Annotated in this window: 23 protein-coding genes; 3 read left to right on the top strand and 20 right to left on the bottom strand. The window is 27.1% G+C overall.

Translation table 11 applies throughout. The features are described from left to right. The first annotated feature begins 204 nt into the window (after positions 1-204). The gene (locus IC214_RS16755; protein ID WP_227855111.1) at positions 205-1,053 is read left to right on the top strand and encodes an MBL fold metallo-hydrolase; all 849 of its coding nucleotides are present in this window, start codon (positions 205-207) and stop codon (positions 1,051-1,053) included. 93 nt (positions 1,054-1,146) lie between these two features. Here IC214_RS16755 and IC214_RS16750 read toward each other — a convergent pair whose 3' ends face one another. The 9 genes from IC214_RS16750 to IC214_RS16710 form a co-directional block, all read right to left on the bottom strand. Further along, entirely contained in the window at positions 1,147-2,484 is a 1,338-nt protein-coding gene (locus tag IC214_RS16750; protein WP_227432948.1) for an APC family permease, read from the bottom strand. 809 nt (positions 2,485-3,293) lie between these two features. Continuing rightward, complete coding sequence (gene hisIE / locus IC214_RS16745; protein WP_227860859.1) at positions 3,294-3,962, bottom strand: bifunctional phosphoribosyl-AMP cyclohydrolase/phosphoribosyl-ATP diphosphatase HisIE; 669 nt, start codon at positions 3,960-3,962, stop codon at positions 3,294-3,296. A 28-nt stretch (positions 3,963-3,990) separates the two neighbouring features. Next, positions 3,991-4,749, bottom strand: coding sequence for an imidazole glycerol phosphate synthase subunit HisF (hisF, locus tag IC214_RS16740; RefSeq protein WP_227834579.1), 759 nt, complete (start codon positions 4,747-4,749; stop codon positions 3,991-3,993). Next, positions 4,731-5,453 carry a 1-(5-phosphoribosyl)-5-[(5-phosphoribosylamino)methylideneamino]imidazole-4-carboxamide isomerase gene (gene hisA / locus IC214_RS16735; protein WP_227823748.1) on the bottom strand — a complete coding sequence of 241 codons (723 nt, stop codon included), beginning with the start codon at positions 5,451-5,453 and terminating at the stop codon, positions 4,731-4,733. The genes hisF and hisA overlap by 19 nt, the downstream gene beginning before the upstream one ends. Beyond that, the gene (gene hisH, locus IC214_RS16730; RefSeq protein ID WP_227482353.1) at positions 5,450-6,055 is read right to left on the bottom strand and encodes an imidazole glycerol phosphate synthase subunit HisH; all 606 of its coding nucleotides are present in this window, start codon (positions 6,053-6,055) and stop codon (positions 5,450-5,452) included. The genes hisA and hisH overlap by 4 nt, the downstream gene beginning before the upstream one ends. Before the next feature lies 1 nt (position 6,056). Continuing rightward, positions 6,057-6,635 (bottom strand): imidazoleglycerol-phosphate dehydratase HisB, encoded by a 579-nt coding sequence (gene hisB, locus IC214_RS16725; protein ID WP_227432940.1) that lies wholly within the window; start codon positions 6,633-6,635, stop codon positions 6,057-6,059. A 2-nt stretch (positions 6,636-6,637) separates the two neighbouring features. Continuing rightward, positions 6,638-7,687, bottom strand: coding sequence for a histidinol-phosphate transaminase (hisC, locus tag IC214_RS16720; RefSeq protein ID WP_227432939.1), 1,050 nt, complete (start codon positions 7,685-7,687; stop codon positions 6,638-6,640). A 33-nt stretch (positions 7,688-7,720) separates the two neighbouring features. Next, positions 7,721-8,347: an ATP phosphoribosyltransferase gene (gene hisG / locus IC214_RS16715; protein ID WP_227432938.1), complete on the bottom strand. Its 627-nt coding sequence runs from the start codon at positions 8,345-8,347 to the stop codon at positions 7,721-7,723. Positions 8,348-8,368: 21 nt separating this feature from the next. Then, positions 8,369-9,313, bottom strand: a complete 945-nt coding sequence (locus tag IC214_RS16710; RefSeq protein WP_227432936.1) for an ATP phosphoribosyltransferase regulatory subunit — start codon at positions 9,311-9,313, stop codon at positions 8,369-8,371. 527 nt (positions 9,314-9,840) lie between these two features. Between IC214_RS16710 and IC214_RS16705 the strand changes: the two genes are divergently transcribed. Beyond that, the gene (locus IC214_RS16705; RefSeq protein WP_003420092.1) at positions 9,841-10,017 is read left to right on the top strand and encodes a hypothetical protein; all 177 of its coding nucleotides are present in this window, start codon (positions 9,841-9,843) and stop codon (positions 10,015-10,017) included. A gap of 158 nt (positions 10,018-10,175) precedes the next feature. Here IC214_RS16705 and trhA read toward each other — a convergent pair whose 3' ends face one another. Beyond that, positions 10,176-10,829: a PAQR family membrane homeostasis protein TrhA gene (gene trhA / locus IC214_RS16700; RefSeq protein ID WP_227432934.1), complete on the bottom strand. Its 654-nt coding sequence runs from the start codon at positions 10,827-10,829 to the stop codon at positions 10,176-10,178. A 159-nt stretch (positions 10,830-10,988) separates the two neighbouring features. Between trhA and IC214_RS16695 the strand changes: the two genes are divergently transcribed. Next, complete coding sequence (locus tag IC214_RS16695) at positions 10,989-11,555, top strand: DUF1836 domain-containing protein (RefSeq protein WP_413926671.1); 567 nt, start codon at positions 10,989-10,991, stop codon at positions 11,553-11,555. A 139-nt stretch (positions 11,556-11,694) separates the two neighbouring features. On the opposite strand, the gene IC214_RS16690 is transcribed toward IC214_RS16695, so the two are convergent. From IC214_RS16690 to IC214_RS16645, 10 genes are all read right to left on the bottom strand, one after another. Beyond that, entirely contained in the window at positions 11,695-11,904 is a 210-nt protein-coding gene (locus IC214_RS16690; RefSeq protein ID WP_227432931.1) for a hypothetical protein, read from the bottom strand. 80 nt (positions 11,905-11,984) lie between these two features. After that, a complete protein-coding gene (locus tag IC214_RS16685) occupies positions 11,985-12,638 on the bottom strand; it encodes an FMN-dependent NADH-azoreductase (protein ID WP_227432929.1) in 654 nt (217 codons plus the stop codon). A 319-nt stretch (positions 12,639-12,957) separates the two neighbouring features. Continuing rightward, the gene (locus IC214_RS16680) at positions 12,958-13,998 is read right to left on the bottom strand and encodes a Fic family protein (RefSeq protein WP_227432928.1); all 1,041 of its coding nucleotides are present in this window, start codon (positions 13,996-13,998) and stop codon (positions 12,958-12,960) included. A 107-nt stretch (positions 13,999-14,105) separates the two neighbouring features. Next, complete coding sequence (locus IC214_RS16675) at positions 14,106-15,479, bottom strand: MATE family efflux transporter (RefSeq protein ID WP_227482349.1); 1,374 nt, start codon at positions 15,477-15,479, stop codon at positions 14,106-14,108. Between the two features lie 122 nt (positions 15,480-15,601). After that, positions 15,602-17,476 (bottom strand): ABC transporter permease, encoded by a 1,875-nt coding sequence (locus IC214_RS16670; RefSeq protein ID WP_227866821.1) that lies wholly within the window; start codon positions 17,474-17,476, stop codon positions 15,602-15,604. Continuing rightward, positions 17,476-18,222, bottom strand: coding sequence for an ABC transporter ATP-binding protein (locus IC214_RS16665; RefSeq protein ID WP_227866820.1), 747 nt, complete (start codon positions 18,220-18,222; stop codon positions 17,476-17,478). The genes IC214_RS16670 and IC214_RS16665 overlap by 1 nt, the downstream gene beginning before the upstream one ends. Positions 18,223-18,377: 155 nt before the next feature. Then, positions 18,378-20,588, bottom strand: coding sequence for an EAL domain-containing protein (locus tag IC214_RS16660; protein WP_227866819.1), 2,211 nt, complete (start codon positions 20,586-20,588; stop codon positions 18,378-18,380). A gap of 21 nt (positions 20,589-20,609) precedes the next feature. Then, a complete protein-coding gene (locus IC214_RS16655; protein ID WP_227866818.1) occupies positions 20,610-20,942 on the bottom strand; it encodes a hypothetical protein in 333 nt (110 codons plus the stop codon). A gap of 171 nt (positions 20,943-21,113) precedes the next feature. Beyond that, entirely contained in the window at positions 21,114-22,508 is a 1,395-nt protein-coding gene (gene gltA / locus IC214_RS16650; protein ID WP_227432922.1) for an NADPH-dependent glutamate synthase, read from the bottom strand. Then, entirely contained in the window at positions 22,508-23,401 is an 894-nt protein-coding gene (locus IC214_RS16645; RefSeq protein ID WP_227432921.1) for a sulfide/dihydroorotate dehydrogenase-like FAD/NAD-binding protein, read from the bottom strand. Before IC214_RS16645 ends, gltA begins: the two co-directional genes overlap by 1 nt. Positions 23,402-23,432 lie beyond the last annotated feature (31 nt).

Below are 23,432 nucleotides of genomic sequence, written 5' to 3'. Positions count from 1 at the left end.
AGAAAACAATATTATTTCTTGTTTTGACCTTAATATGTTATATATTCATATACATTTGTTTTTGTTATTAAATAAAAATTTATAAACTTGTCTACAAAGTGTTATACTTTATAGGAAACTTTTTACATTACAACATAATAATTTGTTACAATGTAAGTATTAGTTGTATAAAAATTCTAAAAATATTATTGGGAGGTATTGTTTATGAAGGTAATTTCTTTAATTGAAAATATTTCTGGCTCCAAAAACTTAAAATCTGAACATGGTTTATCTTTATTTTTAGAAATTAATGATAAAAGCTATATATTAGATACAGGAAAAAGTGGAAATTTTATAGAAAATGCTAAAAATTTAAATGTTGATTTATTAAATTTAAATGCACTTGTAATATCTCATAATCATTCCGACCATATTGGCGGTATAGATAAATTTTTTGAAATTAATAAAGATATTAATGTTTATATAAAATCTCAAGCTAAATTATATGAATATTTCTACCATAACGAAAATCAGCAAGAAAACTACTATATAGGAAATAGAAAGGGCTTATTTGAAGATTTTAATAAAAACTTCATTTGGATAGATGATTTTTACAAACTTAGTGAAAATCTTTATATCTTCTCTGATAAAAACAATAATAAAGATTTTTTTTGTAGAGATAAAAATCTGTTAAAATTTAAAGACAATATGTTTATTGAAGATGATTTTAAACACGAATTATTCTTAGTATATGTTGATGGAGACTATGTATCAATAATAAGTAGTTGTAGTCATAGTGGAATTGTAAATATCGCTCATACTGTTAAAAAATACTTTCCAGATAAATCAATTAAGTTTATTATTGGAGGATTTCATATGGATAATTTATCAAAACAAGGTGGACTTAACTGTTCTACAGAATACATAGATGATGTCATAAAGGAACTTAACACAATTGGTTTTCAGAAAATATATACATTCCATTGTACAGGATTAGTTGCATTTGATTACATGAAAAAATTACTTGGAGACAAAATAGAGTATTTTAAGACAGGTGATTTTTTAGAGGTGTAATTATAAAAGCTAAAAATAAAAAAATAAAATCCCAATCTATCTATGTTATAGATTGAGATTTTATTTTTTATATAATCATAAAGTATTTATAAACTAGTTAGACTCATTTTTTGTTTTCTTAGTCATATAAGCATACACTGGCAAGCCTATAGCTGTTATTATAAGACCTCCAACAGATATCATAGTAGTTTTCATACCCGCGAAGCATAATTGATTAACTACGACAAATATACCACTCACTATAGCTATTATTGGAACAATTGGATATAGTGGTACTTTGTATTCTCTTGGTATATCTGGGTGAGTTTTTCTAAGCTTCATTACCCCTATAAATGTCAATACATAGAATATCCAAGTAGCAAATACTGCTAAATCAGTTAATAAATTAAATTGACCTGATAAAGCATAGATAGCTGCAAGAACAGATACTAATACTATAGAATTTGCTGGAACTTGAGCAGAATTTAATTTAGAAAATACTTTATATTTAGGCAAAGTTTTATCTGTTGCTAAAGTATAGGCCACTCTTGAACCAGTTAATAAGAATCCATTTAATGCTCCAAATACTGAAATTAATATACCTACAGATATTATTTTTCCACCTATTGAACCAAATATAACCTCAGCAACTGCTGATGCTGGTGAAGCGTAATTAGCTAGCTCACTAGCTGGTAATACCCAAAGATATGCTAAGTTTATTACAAAGTAAACAGCCATAACCACTGATAATCCACCTATTATAGCTTTTGGAAGGTCTTTTCCTGGATTTTTCATTTCTCCAGCCAAAGTACCAACATTCATCCATCCATCAAATGCAAATAATATAGCAATTAAAACTTGACCTATTACACTTCCTAGACTTAATCCTTCACCAACCATAGGACTAAGTATTGGATTATCTCCACCGCCTTTAATAAATCCAACAATCATTATTAATATAAGTGGTATTAATTTACATATTGTAGAAATTGTTTGTATAGCTCCCCCAGTTTTTGAACCCAACATATTCAGCCCTGCAACTATCACTATAATTCCAATTGCTATTGGAAGTAATAATGATGAATTACCAATTAAAGCTGATGCTTGCTCTCCAAATATGACACCTAATGCTGCCATCATCCCAGGATAAAATAATACAATTTGCATCCATCCAGTTAAAAATCCCAATTTATCTCCATAAATCTCTTTTATATATACCATCATTCCACCAGTTTTTGGTATTGCAACTGATACCTCTGCAGCTGTAAGACCAGCTGTTATAGTTATGATTCCTGCTATTAACCATGCCAATATACCGAGTCCTGGAGCTCCTCCAGTTAATGTATAAACTGCCTGCGGTTTAAAAAATACACCTGCTCCTATTACTGAACCTACAACAGTTGATAATGCTGCAGATACACCAAGAGTCTTTTTTAGCTCACTATTTCCCATTTTTTTCCTCCTACTTCATCCTATTTAATTTTAATTTCATAGTTATATAAGCATCTACTATGCCAATATTATAGAAAAATAGTTTTTATTATTTATTAAGATAAAATAACATATGCTAAACTTTTATAAATTTTAATTTTTAAGTAAAATTAAAATTTTTTAAAAAAATTATAAAAATTAAAAATCCCAATATGATGATACATTCTTCATAACAGTTAAATTGTTTTACATTTCAATATCTATTTATCTATTAGAATAGATTCTATCCACAAGTAAAAGTTAATTTAAACCTTTTGCAATAAATTTTCACTGTTTTCAAAAACATTTTATTATATTTTTGTAATTTGTATTTTATTATTAATGTTTTTGACTAAATAGTATCACTTTTATTTATTTTATAGCTTGTTTTATAGTAATAAATAATTTAACAATTTATTATAACCCAAATTAAACCATAAATCAAAACTAATATTTTATTTTTTAGTAAAAAATAAAATATTAGTTTTGAAAACGTTTACTTTTTATTAAAATTTATATCTATTTCATCTTAAAACATATCCTTTTTCAGCCCATATTATTCAATATGAAAATTAATTTAAAATTATTTTTCTTAAATATTAATTATATAATTATATTTTTTCTAAAATAAATAATGTATTATAATCGTTTTATTGATAAATTGTATACATAATAAACTTAAGTAAAAAACCTGTGATTTTCTTCTACAATATAAAATAGAAAATAAGAAAGTATACCGTTTTTTTTAAAAAACGGTATACTTTCTTATTTTCTATCAATCTATTTTTATTCTATTTTCTTCTTTTAATTAATTCTTTTTTTATTTCATCAATTTCAACACCTTTTTCTATCATTAAAACCAATGTATGATATACTAAATCACTAATCTCATAAATAAGTTCACTTTTATCTTCATTTTTTGAGGCTATAATTACTTCACTGCTTTCTTCTCCAACTTTTTTAAGAATTTTATCTAAACCTTTGTCAAATAGATAGTTAGTATAAGACCCCTCAATAGGATTGTTTTTTCTTTCATTTATTAAATCATATAATTCTTTTAATGTATTTTTTTGTACTTCAAAGTCAATTTTATCAGTATCATCAAATAAATCTCTATAGAAACAAGAGTAATTACCTGTATGGCAAGCTACACCTGTTTGTTCAACTAAAAGTAATATTGTATCTACATCACAATCATAAGAAATCTTGACCACTTTTTGAATATTTCCAGATGTCTCACCTTTAACCCATAATTCTTGTCTACTTCTGCTAAAGTAACAAGCTATTTTGTCTTTTAAAGTTTTCTTTATAGACTCCTCATTCATATATGCTAACATCAATACATCTTTACTTATTATATCCTGAACAACAGCAGGAACTAATCCTTTATCATCAAATTTTACATTTTTTATAAATTCTTCAAATTTTTCACTGCATACATTATTACATTTATCATTCATTTTTCCAATCTCCTTATAGATATTTAATTTATAATCTTACTTCTACACCCATTTCTTTTAAATACTTTTTCAAATCCTTTATTTTTATCTCTCCAAAATGAAAAACAGATGCTGCTAAGATTCCATCTACATTAGATTCTTTGACTGCTTCATAGAAATCTTCCATTTTCCCAGCCCCTCCAGATGCTATAACAGGTACATTTACTAAAGATGTTATTTTTGACAGTAACTCTATATCATATCCATTTTTCATTCCATCTTCATCCATACTATTTACAACAATCTCTCCAGCTCCAAGTTCAACACCTTTGACTGCCCATTCAATTGCATCTAAATCTGTTTTCTCTCTACCGCCTTTTACATATACACTCCATGAACCCGCTTCATTTTTTTTTGCATCTATTGATAAAACTACACATTGTGCACCAAACTTTAGTGAGGCTTCTCTTATTAATTCAGGATTTTTTACTGCTGATGAATTTATAGAAACTTTATCTGCACCTTTTCTTAAAATATTAGTAAAGTCTTCTAATTTATTTACTCCTCCACCTACACAAAATGGAATATTTATATTTTCTGCAACTTTAGATACAAATTCCAAAGATGTCTTTCTTTCTTCATTTGATGCAGTTATATCATAAAATACAAGTTCATCTGCGCCACAGTCACTATAAAATTTTCCAAGGACTTCTGGACTGTCCACATCCACTATATCTGTAAATTTTTTCCCTTTTACAACTCTTCCATTTCGTACATCTAAACATGGTATTATTCTTCTAGTAAGCATAGTTGTTGAGCCTCCTTAAAGTCTATCTTCTTATCATAAAGTGCTTTACCTATTATTGCTCCATATAAGTTCATATCTTTAAGTTTTTTAATATCTTCAATAGAAGTCACTCCCCCAGAAGCAATAACATTTAAAGATGTCTCTTTTGATATTTTTTCATATATATCAAAGTTTGGACCTTGAAGCATACCATCTTTTGATATGTCTGTATAAACAATCGTCTTTACTCCTATTTTTTCAAGTTGTTTACATAAAGTCAGAGAATCTACATTGCTTACAACTTCCCAACCTCTAACCGCTACCTTTCCATTTTTAGCATCAATTGAAACAACAATTTTTTCTTGATATTCATTAACCAACTCTTCAACTAACTCCATATTTTCAATTGCGATACTCCCAAGTATCACTCTAGTAACACCTGCTTTTATTAAACTTTGAACTTTCTCCTTATCTCTAACCCCTCCACCTACTTGAATAGGTATTTTTATATTGTTTGCTATATTTTCAATTGTTTTTGTATTTACACCAAATTCACTTCTAGCTCCATTTAAATCTACTATATGTATATATTCTGCACCTTCATTTTTCCATTTATATGCTACTTCTAATGGATTATCATAATATACATTTACTTTGTCAAAATCACCTTGAGTTAATCTTACACACTTGTTATCCTTTATATCTATTGCTGGAAATATTATCATTTTATCATCTCCCCATATGCTCTTAATATATTTAAACCTACTTCTCCACTTTTTTCTGGATGAAATTGTATACCATATACATTATCTTTTCTAACTATTGCTGGAATCTTCTTCTCATACTCTGAAAACGCAACAAGTTCTTCATTTGATGAATTTGCATAATATGAATGAACAAAGTATACATAGTCATCTTCTTTAATATATTTAAGAATATCATCATTTTTCTTATTAAATTTTAGATTATTCCATCCCATATGTGGAACTTTTAAACTTATATCCAGTTTATCAATGCTACCTTCTATAAGACCTAACCCTTCATATTCTCCATATTCATAGCTTTTTTCATAAAGTAATTGCATGCCTAAACATATGCCTATTAAAAACTTTCCCTTTGACACATGTTCTTTTATTATTGGCACTAAATCTAGCTTATTTAAAGCATTTATAGAATCTCTAAAAGCTCCAACACCTGGAAGTATTAGTGAATTTGCCTTCTTTATTTCATTTAAATTGTTAGAAATTTTAGTTTCTATTCCAGCCTTCTTAAAACCTCTAGATACAGAATCTATATTTCCTAGACCATAATCTACTATTATATTCATTTTATAAGACCCCCTTTGAAGATGCTATTTCATTGGAAATTACTTCGCTACCTTCTTTCAATGCTCTTGCAAATGCTTTAAAAATACTTTCTATTTTGTGATGGTCATTTTCTCCATACAAAAGATTAATATGTAAAGTTACTCTAGATTCATTTACAAAAGCTCTAAAAAATTCTTTAAAACATTGAGTACTCATACTACCAATCGTTTGAGTATCAAACTTTGCATTAAATACAAGATATGGTCTGTTGCTTATATCAATAGACACCATGGATAAAGATTCATCCATAGGTATGTAGATAGTAGAATATCTTCTTATTCCTTTTTTATCCCCTAAAGCATTTTTAAATGCCTCTCCTACAGCTATACCTATGTCCTCCACACTATGATGGTCATCTACATATATATCTCCTTTACAAATAATCTTTAAATCAAACTTACCATGAAACGCCATTAAAGTAAGCATATGGTCTAAAAATCCAATTCCAGTATCTACCTCAACTTTTCCAGTACCATCAATGTTTAGTTCTACTAAAATCTGTGTTTCAAGCGTATTTCTTTCTATCTTCCAAACTCTCATACCTAATTCTCCTTTTGAAAAATATCTTTTATAGCATTTGCAAACATAATATTTTCTTCTTTATCACCAATTGTAACTCTATAATAATTTTCTAGTTTTCCACTAAACTTTCTTATTAGTACTCCTCTATCAATCAGCTTTTGTGATAAATTTTCTATCTCAGAGTAAAATAATATAAAGTTTGCTTGTGACTCATACGCTTTGATACCCATATCAATTATTTCTTTATACAATTTTTCTCTTTCTTTTTTTACTTCATCTATATAAGACTTAACTACTTCTTTATTTTTCAATGCTCTTGTAGCAATGAAATCGGACAATGAATTTAAGTTATATGGAGGTCTTACCTTCTCAACAGAGTTTATCAAACTACTATTAGATAGCATATATCCAGTTCTTATCCCAGCTAATCCAAATGCCTTTGATAGAGTTCTAAGAACGATTAAGTTTTCATACTCAAAAACATTCTCTAACATGCTTTCTTCCCCAAAATCCATATATGCTTCATCTAAAACTACTAAACTGTTAGTTGAGTTTAAAAGTTTTATTATGTCTTCTCTTTTAAGTATTGCCCCTGTTGGATTATTAGGATTACAAACAATTACTATCTTTGGATTATTTTCTTTTACTGTTTCAATTACATCATCTATATTTATAACTAAATTTTCATCACTCTCAACACCTATAAACTTTGAACCATTTATCTGACTGTATATAGAGTACATGCTAAAACTTGGAGAAAAACTTAATATTGTTTCATCTTTATCTACAAAAGTATGTATTATCAAATCAATTATTTCACTTGAACCATTTCCTACTAAAAGGTTTTTCTTACTTACTCCAGAAATATCTATGTAATTTATTATAGACTCTTTTAAATCGCTATAAGAGTCTTCAGGATATAAATTTAAATCTATATCACTATCTCCAAGCTCTTTAACAAGATACTTGAACAACTTTTTATTTCCTTCATTTGCATCAAGCTTTACCTTACAATTTACATGATTTGGTTCGTATCCCTTTAGTTCTCTTATACTTTCTTTTTCTCTCAATCTAAACCTCTCCTTGTCAATTTTAATTATATTTTAGTTATCAATTTCCTTAAACAAACGAATTATATTTTGAATTTGTTCATACTTAAATCTATAACTAGCTCTATTTGATATAATCCTAGCGCTTATATCGCATATATCTTCTAATATTTCAAGTCCATTTGCTTTAAGTGTATTACCTGTCTCAACTATATCAACAATTACATCTGATAAGCCTACTATTGGAGCTAGTTCAACAGAACCATTTAGTTTTATTATTTCAATTTTTTGACCTTTTTCTTTAAAGTATTTTTTTGCTATATTTGGGTACTTTGTTGCCACTTTTAAATACTCATCTTTTCTATATATGCTATCTCCCTTTAATCCTGCTACTGCAAATTTACACTTTCCAAAACCTAAATCATATATTTCATATACATCTGTTTCATTTTCTAAAATAGTATCTTTCCCTGCTATACCAAGGTCAGCAACTCCTTTTTCAACATAGGTAACCACATCTGATGGTTTTACATGTATATATATGATTTTATTTTTTTCATCTTTAAAAATTAACTTTCTTGTATCAGTATCTATACTGTCTCCCAAGCCCATTTTTTTAAATTTTTTAAATGATTCCCCTTCTATTCTTCCTTTTGCTAGTGCTATAGTTAAATAATCCAAAATAATACCTCCTTTTCAATCTTACTTATATACATACTTCATTAGCTCATCAACACTTAATGTAAATCCAATAGCTGGAATTTCTTTTCCATACTCTTTAGTTAGAGAATCATATCTTCCACCGCTTAGAATTTCTTTATATGAGTCTGGATAGTATCCTCTAAACATAACTCCTTCATAATAGTCAAGCATTGTAATCATTGATAAATCAAATCTAGCTTTATCTAAAAAATTACATTCCTCAATTAAATCGTTTATTTGTTTTAACTCTTCAAGTGCTTGTTTCATCTTATCATTACAATAGAATTTTTGCGCCTTTTCAATAACATTATATAGATTACCTTGAAAACTTAAGATATTTGATAATAATTCTTTTACATCATTTTTAATTTTTAAATCTTCAATATATACTTTTAATTCATGGTTATTTTTGGTATATAATAAGTTTTTAATTTGATTTTCACAATTCTTATTCAATTTTAATTCCTCTAATAATCCATTAATATATTTACTACTCCCAACTTCCAAAATGAAATTATTGTTGTACTTTTCAAGTATCTTAAGGGCCAATTTTACCACTTCTCTATCTGCTTCTACAGAAGATTCTCCTAAATACTCACAACCTATCTGTCTTATCTCTTTTATTCCAACTGTATTCTTATTTTTATATATAGATGAATTATAAAAAAGTTTAAGTTTTAAACCCTCTTCCCATCTTGGTATGAGGCTTTTTATTATACTTGTAGTTATATCAGCTCTTAACACCATTACTCTTCCATTTACAACCTTTACCATAGATTCTTTTGGGATTTTACTATTTATATTTGTAAATTCATCATATTCTTCAAATAATTGTGGTTCTATTTGAAAATATTCTTCATCTAAGAAAAGCCTGTCTATTTCTCTTTTTAATTTGTATCTTTTTTTAGAATAAATAACCTCATCTTCAATTCTTAAAAATTTCATACTCTCACCCTTTTCATTAAAATTACTCTTACATTTGCAAATTTAAAACAATAAAAAAGCCATATAGGCTTTATACCTATATGGCTATAATTTTCTTTTAAAATTACTTCCCATCATAGATACAAGACCAATTACACTAAAAACAGGGCTTGTGTCTATGAATCAATTTCATATTACAATCCCTTTAATCTATGATGATGGTGATGATTTAATTTTATATTTAATTTTTCTACATTTAATCTCACCATGATAATTTCCTCCCAAATATTTTTTATTAATATTCTAAATTTACAGTTTTTTTATTACTATTAATAATAATATACTTTTCAAAAATTGGCAATAGTTATTTAAAAATTTAAATAAAATATTTTATATGATTTTTTATTTGTACAGTTAGATATTTAATCTTTACTTAATTTGGAAGTTTTGTGTATAAAAAATGAAATTTCGGGAAAAATTGTAATAATTTAAAAAAACTTATTAAAATATAGTATAATAAGTATATCTTAATGTAAAGGGATGATTTTATGTATAAATATGATGACTATGTAAATTTAACAAATGATTTAGATTTGCCTGTAGAAATTAGAAATAAATGTGTTAGAATTGTTAGTGTGTCAGAGAATTTAGAGGATATAATTATAGTACATAAATTCAAACTATATGTCGTAAATGAGAAATACATTAAAGGAATTATGGAATAGACATTTTGAATATGCTATTTTTATAAACAGGTTATTATAAATATAATTGTATTTATAATAAGGAACTGTCTTATAGTAGAAGATAGATTCTATATAAGACAGTTCTTTTTATTTTCTTCATTGTAGAAATTTTAGTATCAATTAACTGGATTCTTAAACTATAAAACATACAATAAAACAGCTAAAAAGTGGAATAAAGAACCTAACATAATAAAAATATGAAATATCTCATGAAATCCAAATTCAGGACTTATGTTTGGCTTCTTAATAATGTAAATAACTGCACCTATAGAGTAAGATACACCTTCTATTATTAATAAGTTAAGACAATCCTTAGGAATTGAATTAAATGCATTTATATCAAAGACAATTGCCCACCCCATAAGTAAATATAGACTTGTAGACAACCATCTAGGTGCATCCATCCAAAATATTTTTATTACTATACCAATAAATGCAACTATCCATATTGCTGTAGTAAATATTATTCCCTCTTCTTTTTGCATAAAATATAAGCATATTGGTGTATATGAACCAGCAATCAATACATAAATCATTGCGTGGTCTACTTTTCTGAAAAATAATTCTTGTTCTGGTGTACCTTTTAAAAAATGATAATATGAGCTTGCACTATAAAGAGCAATTAATGATAATCCAAATACAGACACAGACACTATCATCAAAAAAGAAGTTTGTTGTAAAGATATAGATTGAAAAATTAAAATTATAGTAGCTATAAGAGATAAACAAGCCCCTATAAAATGAGTTAAACTACTTATTGGGTCTCTACCCTTTAAAAAAAATTGATACATTTCGTCCTCCTACAATTATGTATTTTAAAAATTACATTTTATATATAGTTTTTAATACTATATTATAAATTTAATTATACCACTTTATATATCTTTTGCAACCATTAATATTGTTTTATTTTCTAAATTAGTGTATTATAAATATTATGGAGGTAACATATGATGAACAATGAATTAAATACCATAATACTGGAAACGCTAAATAATACAGATATAACTTCAAATGATATTCCATCTATTGACCTATATATGGATCAGATTATTTCTCTAATTGACAGTAAACTTTCTGCCAATAAAAGATTTGAGGATGATAAAATTCTCACTAAAACAATGATAAATAATTATAGTAAAGAAGGATTAATCAAACCAATTAAGGGAAAAAAATATACCAAAGAACAAATCTTACAAATGATAATCATTTATTCTATGAAAAATACACTTACAATACAAGAGATTAAAAGAATCTTAAATGGTGTATACGAAAAAGATGATTTCAGCGGAGAAGATTTAGTGGCATGTTATGAAAAGTTTATATCAATAAAAGAAAGGCAAAGAAATAATATGCCAAACTTTATAGAGTCTAATTTTGAAAATATCAGTATTAATCCAGAAAATAAAGGTGATTTATTGATAGCCTTACTAAGCCTAACTTCAATGGCTGACCAATTAAAAAGTATTTCAGAAAAAATAGTAGATACTTTTTTCCAAGATACTCCCAAAAAATAATTTTAATAAAGTAAGACTGAAAATAAATATTAAAATACAATACAGCTTAAATTAATCATTATTGTATACAATATAATTTTCAGTCTAAATATTAATACTTTCTATTTTTAACTCTTTCAAGAATCTCCATATCTAAAGTTTACAAATTTAATTTTATTCTATTTAAGTTTTGACAATGTGAACAATTCAAATTAACTTGAATTTGTTTATACCCTATGAAAACGGCTTGTTTAAGTATACCAGTGCCATCATCTATCATCACTACATTGTCTTTTATCTCTACATGGAAATTATTTTCTTGATTACACCAATAACAATCATACTTCTCATTACTTTTTTCTTCTCGCATGATTTTCGCCTCCTTCAATATAGGTTTCTACATTAAGAGAGGTTTTTCCTTTATATTTTCAATAAAATAAAATATTATAACTAAAACTTCATAGAATCTACTATGCCTTCTATTTTTTCAGATGCTTTTTCTATTGCACTTTGTCTTTCTTCTTCACTAGTTCCAGTTCCATCTACTAATAATTCATCAAATTTTTTGATTCCTATAAATTTCATGATACTTTCCACATAATTTACCCCTTTATTCATAACTGGTTTTAGTACCCATGGTATATGTCCACCTGAAGATTGTATATATACCATACTTCTATCAATATCATTCAGTATTCCTTGTGGTTTATCATCACCTTCAAAAGATATAGTTTTTCCATCTTGAATTATACAATCTATATATTCTTTAAGTGGTGCTGGAAAAGATAAACTCCACATAGGTGCTGCTATTACATATACACTTGCACTCACAAATTGATCACAAAGGCTTCTAATTTTTGCAAGTTCTTTTCTATCCTTATCATCTAATTGCTTAGCGGCTTCTTCGCTGACTATACTATTTCTCTTTTCGAAGTATTGATATTCTAGTCTTGGTATATGCTCTTTATAAAGATCTATTTCTTCAACTTCAAAATCCTTATTTTTTTCTATAAATTTATTGATAAACTTTCTTGCTACAGTTTTACTTGAAGATAAATCTTCTGGTTTTGAATTCACATTTATATATAATAATTTTTTCTTCATAAGCTCACTCCTAAGATTATTTTTATATTATTATTTCACAAAAATAACCATTCTATTCTGTAATTAAATTATAAAGTTAATAGAAATATATTTGTTAAATAATCTTAAAAAGTAAATTGATAGAGTACAGGAATAAAACATAATTTATTATATAATATAATTTTAAATATTTTAAAATTCTAATCAAGAAATTACCTATAGTATTTTAGATAAGATAAGTGTTCCATAAAGTTATGTAAATTCCTCTCAGAGTTTCTAATTTCAATAAAAAATGGTATAGTGCTTTAACACTATACCATTAAAATTATTAAAGTATTTTTTAATACTTCTTCTTCCATTTTGCGCTTCTTCCCCTTGCAACAACCTCTATCTTATCTTGTTTTCTTAGATTATTAAAAACTCTATTTATAGTAGGTTCTGGAATATCAGGACACAAGTCCTTTATATCTTCTTTTGTAAAATATCCAAGAGTAGAATTTATTATTTTTTCTATTCTACTAGTTTTTGTCTGTCTTTTCTTATCAGATACATTTAAACTGTCATCTAACTTCTTATATGCAGTCAATATAGTTTCTAAAAAATATTCAATCCAAGCATTCATATCTGATTTTTCATTCCCTATAGATGACTTCAAATAGTTTAAGTTACTATAGTATTCATATGAACTGTCATCAAATATTTTTCCTAAACTTATATATCTTCCAACTTCATATCCATTTTTGTTTAACAGCAATAGTATAAGTACTCTTGCCATTTTTATATTACCTTCTTTAAATGGATGTATCAAGATGAAATCTAACACAAATGCAGAAATTAATATTAATATATCAATTTCATCCTCATCTATCAATGTATTATAAGCTTCACATATTTCTTCTACAGCTTTTTCAACCTTATTAACACTTGCATCAACATTTATGAAGTCACTATTTTTTAAATTATATTCAAAGAATCCACTTTCTGATTTATAGCTTCCCCCTCTGGTAGATGAAAATTTATATAAGTATCCATGAAGTTCAAGAATTGTTTGTGAGCTTATTGGTATACTCTCATAAGCACTGTTAATAGTTTTTACTACATCTCTGTATTCAACAATACTTAACTCTTCTCTACTTTTAGGTGTGACTTCATTGCTTATTAATTTTTCTAAATTAAAAGTATTACTTTCTTTTTGATTTCCAATATATGTAGATTCTGAACAATCTACTAAAGATTTTTTTTCTAGACTTTCTAAAATTTCTTTTGGTTGTTTTTTGTAAAGCAGTTGTCTACCCTTATACTCATTTATCTTAGACAACATTCTAGCTACATTCATGTTTACATACATATTTTTTAATTTGCTTTTTTTTGTAAATTCCATAAAATCACTCCATAATTAGAATTTCTCTTCTTTTTGACAGCGGTTTTATTTTATCATATAATTGTATTTTTTACAATTTTTTACTTATTTATCTGAAATTATACTTTTTATTCAGTTGTTATTTCACTTAAACGTTCACTTTTAGGTGTATATCTTTTCAACTCTCTAAATACTACTACACCTGTAATTACTGTGGCTATAAAGTCAGATACTGGTTGAGCTGTCCATACACCCTTTAAACCTAAGAATGTAGGAAGAATTATTACTGCTGGTATCAATAAAATTACCTGTCTTAGAAGACTTAATAACATTGCCATTTTTGCTTTACCTATAGATTGTATAAAGTTTGTTCCTGTAATTGATAAACCTACAATTGGTAACATAAGTAGGTATATTTTTAAACCATCTACAGATATACTCATAAGCTCAGGGTCTTTATTAAATATCCCTATAATTGCCTCTGGGAAAAGCATAATTACTACCATACCCATGCATAAGATTATAGTAGCTACTACTAATGAACCTAAGTATGCTTTTTTAACTCTATCGTATTTTTCAGCCCCATAGTTAAAACCTATAATGGGTTGCGCTCCCTGATTTATTCCAAAGATAGGCATTAAAAATACCATTGCTATAGAAGAAATTGTAGCCATAGCTCCTATAGCTAAATCTCCACCATGAGTTTTAAGTGCAATATTTGATATTACTTGAACTAAGCTTGCTGCAAGTTGCATAGCAAATGGTGACATTCCTATTGCAAATACTGCACCTACTAATCTTTTATCTAATTTTAAATGAGATTTACTGAATTTTAAATTTGATTTTCCACTTATATAGTAGCCTATAGTTAAAATAGCTGTAAGAGCTTGAGAAGTTACTGTAGCAATTGCAGCTCCTTGTATTCCCATATTGAATCCAAATATTAACATCCAATCTAAAACTATATTAGTTAGGCATCCTATTATCATTATTCCTGCTGAAATCTTAGGGCTACCATCAGCTCTTATTGAGTGATTTAAAGAAAAGGATAGAAGATTTACTATTGTTCCTAATAAGATGATATTTATATATGTCTTTGCATATATTAATGTATTTTCACTTGCTCCAAATAATGTAAGTATTTTATTTGCAAATAATATCCCAAGTACCATTATTATAATTCCTGTAACTACAGCTAATGTCATTGCATTTCCTATAAGTTTCCTTGCATCTTCTACTTTACCTTGCCCAAGTTTTATCGATATAGTTGTCGTTGTTCCTATTCCTATCAACATACCAAATGCAAGTATTATTGTCATTATTGGCATCGTAACACCAAGACCTGTTATTGCAAGTGGTCCAACCCCTGGTATGTTCCCAATAAAAATTCTGTCTACCACATTATATAGACTATTTACCAGCATACCTATTATTGCCGGTATAGAGTATTTCAGTAGTAATTTACTGATTCGTTCCGTTCCTAATAATTGTTGATTATCCATCAAGTCTCCTCCTTCTTCTAATATTTAATTTTCCACATATTACAAGGGAGGTGCATATGCCCTCCCTTAATATTAACTACTTTTTAAATATTAATTTTCTATAATATATATTATATACCACTTTAATCAAAAAACCAAACTTTTCTAATATAAAATTTCTTTAGTAAATGAAAATAAAGTGAATATATACATGAGAGCACTAATAATATACCCCAATTTTTTAAGTTAAAACTATTGTTTAGTACACTATTTAAAAAGAGTAAAGAAAATATGCTATTTACAATAGCTATGATAAAAGGTACAAAAAATAGTATACCTATCTCTATACTAACAATCTTATTCATATTTTTAAAAGATAGACCTATTTTTGATAGATTGTTGTACTTAACCTTATCAAAAGGTTCATCTGTGTATAGTCTAAAATACAAAAAACTAAGAACTGCCATAAACAGAATAACACCTATGAAAATGCCCATAAATTGAAGAATTTTACTTTGTTGTAACTCAGCTAAATACATATCTGGTAAGGTTAAAAAATATGACTTCATATCATTTCTATCTAGATTAAAATGTTTTTCTTTTAATGCTTCAGTTATATCAGCACTATCTTGCCAGTTTTCATAATCAAATCCATGAAAGTTTATTTTTGAAAACTTACTTTGTATATTATTATATAAATTATCATGTATAACTATAATTTTACTAAACATACCTGTAGGAAAAATTATCCTATCTGTTGATTCTTTTATCTTTATGTTTACATTTTTTATCTTATAAGCTTTAATTTCTTTTAAAGAATTTATATGCTCTTTAGAATTATATCTAGGAACTATAATGCCCTCATCTATCCTTAGATTAATTTTATCTAATCCCAATTGTTTTGATAATTTATTATAGTTACTCATACTTAATAATACTTCATTATTATATTCAAGCATAGGAAAACTTAATTCCTTATAATCATATTCTTTTATTGTGTTTCTAATTTCTTCTAAGTCCTCATATTTTTTGTTATTATTGTCTTCTGAGAAATATGAGTAAACCATTGGAAAATTATTTTTAGAGGATTTACCTTGTGAAGTTACAAGTGTTGAAGTTGTTGTAAATGCTACTAAAGTACCAGATAAAAGTATTGTCATTAAAAACAATAATCGAGAATTATCTTTCATCTTATATACTAAATTACCTATAAGCAACATATTTATTTTGTTTTTATAAAACTTCTCTCTATTTTTCATATGCTTTAATATTAAAATGGTAAACTGAGAAAAAAATAAAAACATTCCTAGAGTAATCAACAGCGCTATCATGTACATATCACCATTTATATTTAACTTATTAACAAATAGCATCATAGCATATCCTGTCATAAGACATAATATACCAAGTATTCCAAATAATTTTGAAGGTTTTATATCTTTTTTAGGTTTCTTTGTGCCTACTAAAAGTTCAAAAATATTATTTTTGTTTAACAATTTTAAGCTAAGTGGTCCTGTTATCAAAAATAATAACATAAAAGATATAATTGTCATTAGTATCGCTTTTATTGGAAAGTAACTTTCTGTCAAGTTCATATAAAATATTTTACCTAAATACAATAAAAATAACTTAGAAATAGATAGCCCTAAAAGTATTCCTAACATTATTGCTAATAATCCTATTATTAAATTTTCAATCAATATCAATCTTTTCAATTGTTTATTACTCATTCCAATTATTATTATAACTCCAAAATCTCTTAATCTAGATTTTAAGAAATTTCCTAAGGAATATAATATAAAAAGCAGACTAAATCCTAATATTATTAATTCTGAAATCATAAGAGCCATAAATGCAGTAGAACCACTTTGGATTCCAGAATCCGTTATAATTGGATGAAACATAGATACTGCAAATACAAAAAATATCATTATAGAGAAAATTGAGCTTAAAAAATACGCTAAATATGCTCTAAAATTTCTAATTATATTATTATAAGCAAATCTTCCAAAAGTCACTACCTTACACCTCCTATTTGAGACAAGACAGATAGTATTTTATTGTAAAAAGAACTATTCGTGCCTGATTTCTTTATCTCTGTATATATGCATCCATCCTTTATAAAAACAACTCTATCTGAATGGCTTGCACTATATGCTTCATGAGTTACCATAAGTGTAGTTACATTTTGTTCTTTGTTTATTTTAGCAAATAACTCTAAAACATCATCAGTGGATTTCGAATCAAGATTCCCTGTTGGTTCATCTGCAAGAAGTAATGATGGCTTATTTATAATTGCTCTAGCAATTGCACATCTTTGAGCTTGTCCTCCTGAAATCTCATAAGTCCTTCTATCTAAAATTTTATCAATACCTAAAAATTCAGATATATTTTTAGTTTCCCTGTTCATTTTTTTAACATTTCTACCATCTAGTGTAAGTGGCAACATTATATTTTCACCAACTGTCAAAGTATCAATCAAATTAAAATTCTGAAATACAAAACCAAGTTGTTTTCTTCTAAATTCAGCTAATTTTTCTCCTTCTAATTTACTTGTATCCTGTCCATTTAATATAACTTGGCCTTCACTCTGCTTATCAATTGTAGATATTATATTTAAGAGAGTAGATTTGCCACTTCCAGATGGACCCATAACAGCTACAAATTCGCCCTTTTCTATACTTAAATTAATACTATCTAATGCTTTATATGGAACTTTTCCATAATATGTTTTTGATATATTTTTAATACTTAATATGTTCATTTTATATTCTCCATTACTTTTTTATTTTCACTACAGTAATATATTATCGTGAATATCCCATTTTAACCATAAAAATACCCTAACAATTAACTTACATATTTGTAAGTTAATTGTTAGGGTATCAACAAACTAATTAGTATTAATAATTAATTCAACTAAAATTTTAGAAGCTTTTCAAATTCACTAAGTACCATCGGTTTAGCAAATAAATAACCTTGAACCTTATCGCATCCTATTTCTTTTAAAAACTCTACTTGCTCATTGGTTTCTACACCTTCACATATAACTTTAATATTAATCGCTTTTGACATTTCTACTATCTTAGAAATAATAATTTTTCCACGTTTTGTATCTGTTGTTTCAATTAGAAAGCCTCTATCTAATTTTAAAATATCAAAAGGAAGGTCCTTTAATAGATTCAAGGATGAATATCCTGAGCCAAAATCATCCATTGATATAAGAAATCCTATCTTTTTAAGTCTCTTAATTATATCAATTAATATATTTAAATTATCAAATACAACACTTTCTGTTAATTCAAGTTCTATAAACTTAGGAGATATATTATACTTATTTATCAATTCAGTAATATTCTCTATAAAATTATCTCTATGTAAATGAACTCTAGATATATTCACTGAGATTGGCACAGGGTTATAACCTTTGTTTAGCCACTTTCTCAAGGTCTTACATACTTCTTCAAATACAAACATATCAATATTTACAATGAAACCATTTCTTTCAAATAAAGGTACAAAATCTACAGGTGAAATAAATCCTATATCTGGATTGTTCCATCTTATTAGAGCTTCTGCTCCTTCAATTTCATTTCCATCATTTAAACTATATTTTGGTTGGTAATATACTACAAACTCGCCTTTTTCCAAAGCTTTATTCATATTATCCTCCAATTTCTTTTCTCTATATAATCGATTTCTTGTATCTTCATTGAAAAATGAATATGAATGCTCATACTTATCTTTTTTTGTTTTTGCAGCAATATTCGCTCTATCAATTAACAAGTCAATTTTTTGTATATCATCACTTCTATTTATCTTATATATGCCACTTGACATAACAATTTTATATTGTGAAGAATTACTAGTACTTAAATTGCATATTTCATTATTTATTTTAGCTAGTCTATTTAAAAGGTCAGTATCAGTATTACAAGAAAGCAATAATATAAAGTGGTCATTATCCATTCTGGCACAAAGTTCATATTTGTTTGTATTGTGTTTTAACACATTTGCAATATGTATTAATATCTTATTTCCTTCAGTATAACCAAACATCTCATTTATGTATTTAAATTTATTGACATCCAATTGAACTAAGTAAAAATCATCCTTATAATAATTATGTAAAATATATATAGAATCTTTTTTAAACTTTTCTTTATTCTTTATTCCACTTAAGGAATCATAGTAAGCTAATTTTTTCAGTTGTTCTATTAGTGTAACATTACTTAATTTCCACAATATCAAAAATATTAATATATAGAAAAATAACTTGATTATAAAATCAATTATCAAGCTTTTAAAGTTCTTAAAGACATCACAACTTGATATTAACGTCCAATCAGTTCCTTCGATACTCGTATATCTTGCACTATATAACTTCCAATTATCCCATGATAAAAAACCACCTTGACGTTTCTCATCTATATTTTTTAAAATTTCATTTTTACTGGACCCTATAATATTTCCTTCTATACTAAACATGTCCGTCTTATTGTGGACATAGTCTTTATTTTGATGAGAAATAATGGCATAATTTTTATCTACCATTAAAAACTTAATAGAATCATCAGAATTACTTCTACTTACTATCTTATTTACATCTTGAAAATAAAAGGAAGCAAAAATAGTTCCAGTTACTTCATTATTTTTTATAATAGGTACACATATAATAAATACTTTATCCCCTGTAACCTTACTAACTGTAATGTTAGAAATCACCATTTTTTTTGTTTCTAATACCTTCTGAAAATGAGTTCGGTCTTTTATTGTCCCAACCCTTTCTCTATATGTACTTGAAGTATTCCCTTGTGCATCAGTTATTCCAAGCATAAAAAGGTTATATTGTTTTTGATAAGGTCTTAATAACTTACCTTTTTCAATTAGAGAAGTTCTGGCATCAGAAAATCTATCGTCTTGACTAAGAGCTTTTAATAAGGATGCATTGACACTTAAATAATTTTCTAATTCTCTTTTTGAGGCTTCAATCATATTTTTAGAAGCAACCTCCATAGAATTACTTGCATATATAATTGTACTTGTAAAATCAATTAAAATTAATAACATCCATAAAATTAATATATACCTAAAAACTAATCCATCAAATATTTTTTCTCTTTTTCTCATATTTAAACACCATTAATTATACTATTGTAATACATACTCAATCGGCTCTTTAATAACTTGTGACATTACTCTATGTGAATAATCCAAAAGTATTCTTTCTTTAAATTTATATGAATCCTTTATACGAGATTCATAATTTAAAACTGGCACATTTAATTTTTCAATTTTATATAGGAAAGGCCTATATTCTAATGATGGGATATTATTTTTTAAGTAATTTATACTTGCTTTATCTAAAATGCTTACATTTTCAATATCTGTTGCACTAATATATGTAACCGTTATACCAAAAATATTCTTTTTAGGTATAAGTTCTAATGTCAAGTCTGATAACTCTGATTCTACCAACCACACATTATTTCCCCCTTATAAAATCTTTATTCGATATTATTTTACCATAATTAAACAAAATTATGTTGCTTAATAGTAAATATTACAATAGTAACTATGACTTTATTATATAATTTTTCAAAAAAAATATACCAAGCTAGAAATTATTCTAACTTGGTATATTTAATTTACAAATTAAGCATTAACTTTTGCTTTTAAATATTCATCTATTGAAGCTGCTGCAGTTTTACCAGCACCCATTGCAGATATTACTGTTGCTGCTCCAGTAACAGCGTCTCCACCTGCAAATACACCTTCTTTAGAAGTTTGACCATTTTCATCTGTTATTAAGCATCTTCTCTTATTTATATCAAGGCTCTTTGTTGTAGAAGATATTAATGGATTTGGACTTGTTCCAAGTGACATTATAACTGTATCTACATCAAGTACAAATTCAGAACCTTCTATTTCTATAGGTCTTCTTCTTCCAGAATCATCTGGTTCTCCTAATTCCATTCTTATACAAACCATACCTTTAACATATCCATTTTCATCTACTAAAATTTCTTTAGGATTTGTCAATGTATTAAATATAATTCCTTCTTCTTTTGCATGATGTACTTCTTCAGCTCTCGCTGGAAGCTCTTTTTCACTTCTTCTATAAACTATATATGATTCTGAACCTAATCTTAATGCAGTTCTAGCAGCATCCATAGCAACATTTCCACCACCAACTACAGCAACTTTTTTACCAGAACTAATAGGTGTATCATAATCATCTCTATAAGCTTTCATTAAGTTTACTCTAGTTAAAAACTCATTTGCAGAAAATACTCCATTAGCATTTTCTCCTGGTATATTCATAAACATAGGAAGACCAGCTCCTGAACCTATGAATATAGCTTCAAATCCTTCATCTTCTATAAGTTCATCTACTGTTATTGTTTTACCAACAATTACATTAGTTTCTATTTTTACACCTAATTTTCTTATATTATCTATTTCAGGTTGAACAACAGCTTGTTTTGGAAGTCTAAATTCAGGTATTCCATAAGTTAAAACTCCACCTGGTTCATGCATTGCTTCAAATATTGTTACATCATAGCCTTTTTTAGCTAAGTCACCAGCACAAGCAAGACCTGCTGGTCCACTTCCTATTACAGCTACTTTTTGATTTTTCTTAGGTTCTGTATCAGATAAGTTTATATCATTTTCTTTTGACCAATCTGCTACAAATCTTTCCAATTTTCCTATTGATACTGCATCTGATTTTATTCCAAGTATACATACACCTTCACATTGACTTTCTTGTGGACATACTCTACCACAAACAGCAGGTAGTGAACTACTCTTGGCTATTACTTTAGCAGCACCTTCTATATCATCTTCTTTAATTTTTGTTATAAATCCTGGGATATCAATTCCTACTGGACATCCACCTACACATTTTGGTTTTTTACATCCTAGACATCTATTAGCTTCTGCCATAGCTTCTTCTTTATTGTATCCTAAACATACTTCATCAAAATTTGTTGCTCTTACAGCAGGTTCTTGTTCTCTAACTGGTACTTTTACTTTTTTAGCATCCATTATTTGTTACCTCCACATCCACAATTACTATGATGATGACTATCGCCTTCTTCAAGTTTTAACATAGCTCTTCCTTCTTGAGTTTTATACATAGATTGTCTTCTCATAGCTTGGTCAAAATCAACTAAATGTCCATCAAATTCAGGACCATCTACACATGCAAACTTAGTCTCATTTCCAACACTAACTCTACAACCACCACACATACCTGTTCCATCAATCATTATTGTATTTAAACTTACTATAGTAGGTATGTTTAATTCTTTAGTCAATTGACACATAAATTTCATCATTATCATTGGTCCAATTACTATTGCTTGGTCATATTTTTTGCCTTGATTATCAACCAAATCTTTTAATAAATCTGTAACTCTTCCATCAAATCCATATGTACCATCATCTGTTGATATGTATACATTTTTAGCTACTTTTCTCATATCATCTTCTAATATGATTAATTCTTTAGTTCTTGCACCAATTATTACATCTACATCTAATCCATTATCTTTAAACCATTTAACTTGTGGATACACTGGAGCAGAACCTACTCCACCAGCTACAAATAGGATTTTTTTATTTTTTAATTCTTCTATATCTTCATGTATGAATTCACTTGCTTGTCCTAATGGCCCTACAAAGTCCATTACAAAATCGTTTTCTTCAAACATTGCTAATTTCTTAGTTGAAGCACCAACTGTTTGGAATACGATAGTTACTGTTCCTTTTTCTCTATCATAATCAGCTATTGTAAGAGGAATTCTTTCTCCCTTTTCATCATTTTTAATTATTATAAATTGACCAGGCTGAGAAGATTTTGCAACTCTAGGAGCCTCTATTTCCATCAAATAAATACTATCTGTTAATTGTCTCTTACTAACTATTTTATTACTCATCTCGCTATTCTCCATTCTAACAAATATATTT

It is taken from the genome of Clostridioides sp. ES-S-0190-01 (assembly GCF_020658275.1).
Classification (GTDB): Bacteria; Bacillota; Clostridia; order Peptostreptococcales; family Peptostreptococcaceae; genus Clostridioides.
The sequence above is the reverse complement of the archived record's forward strand: the minus strand, read 5'-3'. Positions and strand labels throughout refer to the sequence as shown.

Excerpts from the sequence above, each read along its gene's own strand:
- IC214_RS16755 (WP_227855111.1), top strand. The coding sequence starts at position 205 with ATGAAGGTAATTTCTTTAATTGAAAATATTTCTGGCTCCAAAAACTTA.
- IC214_RS16750 (WP_227432948.1), bottom strand. The coding sequence starts at position 2,484 with ATGGGAAATAGTGAGCTAAAAAAGACTCTTGGTGTATCTGCAGCATTA.
- hisIE (WP_227860859.1), bottom strand. The coding sequence starts at position 3,962 with ATGAATGATAAATGTAATAATGTATGCAGTGAAAAATTTGAAGAATTT.
- hisF (WP_227834579.1), bottom strand. The coding sequence starts at position 4,749 with ATGCTTACTAGAAGAATAATACCATGTTTAGATGTACGAAATGGAAGA.
- hisA (WP_227823748.1), bottom strand. The coding sequence starts at position 5,453 with ATGATAATATTTCCAGCAATAGATATAAAGGATAACAAGTGTGTAAGA.
- hisH (WP_227482353.1), bottom strand. The coding sequence starts at position 6,055 with ATGAATATAATAGTAGATTATGGTCTAGGAAATATAGATTCTGTATCT.
- hisB (WP_227432940.1), bottom strand. The coding sequence starts at position 6,635 with ATGAGAGTTTGGAAGATAGAAAGAAATACGCTTGAAACACAGATTTTA.
- IC214_RS16710 (WP_227432936.1), bottom strand. The coding sequence starts at position 9,313 with ATGAAATTTTTAAGAATTGAAGATGAGGTTATTTATTCTAAAAAAAGA.
- IC214_RS16705 (WP_003420092.1), top strand. The coding sequence starts at position 9,841 with ATGTATAAATATGATGACTATGTAAATTTAACAAATGATTTAGATTTG.
- trhA (WP_227432934.1), bottom strand. The coding sequence starts at position 10,829 with ATGTATCAATTTTTTTTAAAGGGTAGAGACCCAATAAGTAGTTTAACT.
- IC214_RS16695 (WP_413926671.1), top strand. The coding sequence starts at position 10,989 with ATGATGAACAATGAATTAAATACCATAATACTGGAAACGCTAAATAAT.
- IC214_RS16690 (WP_227432931.1), bottom strand. The coding sequence starts at position 11,904 with ATGCGAGAAGAAAAAAGTAATGAGAAGTATGATTGTTATTGGTGTAAT.
- IC214_RS16685 (WP_227432929.1), bottom strand. The coding sequence starts at position 12,638 with ATGAAGAAAAAATTATTATATATAAATGTGAATTCAAAACCAGAAGAT.
- IC214_RS16680 (WP_227432928.1), bottom strand. The coding sequence starts at position 13,998 with ATGGAATTTACAAAAAAAAGCAAATTAAAAAATATGTATGTAAACATG.
- IC214_RS16675 (WP_227482349.1), bottom strand. The coding sequence starts at position 15,479 with ATGGATAATCAACAATTATTAGGAACGGAACGAATCAGTAAATTACTA.
- IC214_RS16665 (WP_227866820.1), bottom strand. The coding sequence starts at position 18,222 with ATGAACATATTAAGTATTAAAAATATATCAAAAACATATTATGGAAAA.
- IC214_RS16660 (WP_227866819.1), bottom strand. The coding sequence starts at position 20,588 with ATGAGAAAAAGAGAAAAAATATTTGATGGATTAGTTTTTAGGTATATA.
- gltA (WP_227432922.1), bottom strand. The coding sequence starts at position 22,508 with ATGGATGCTAAAAAAGTAAAAGTACCAGTTAGAGAACAAGAACCTGCT.
- IC214_RS16645 (WP_227432921.1), bottom strand. The coding sequence starts at position 23,401 with ATGAGTAATAAAATAGTTAGTAAGAGACAATTAACAGATAGTATTTAT.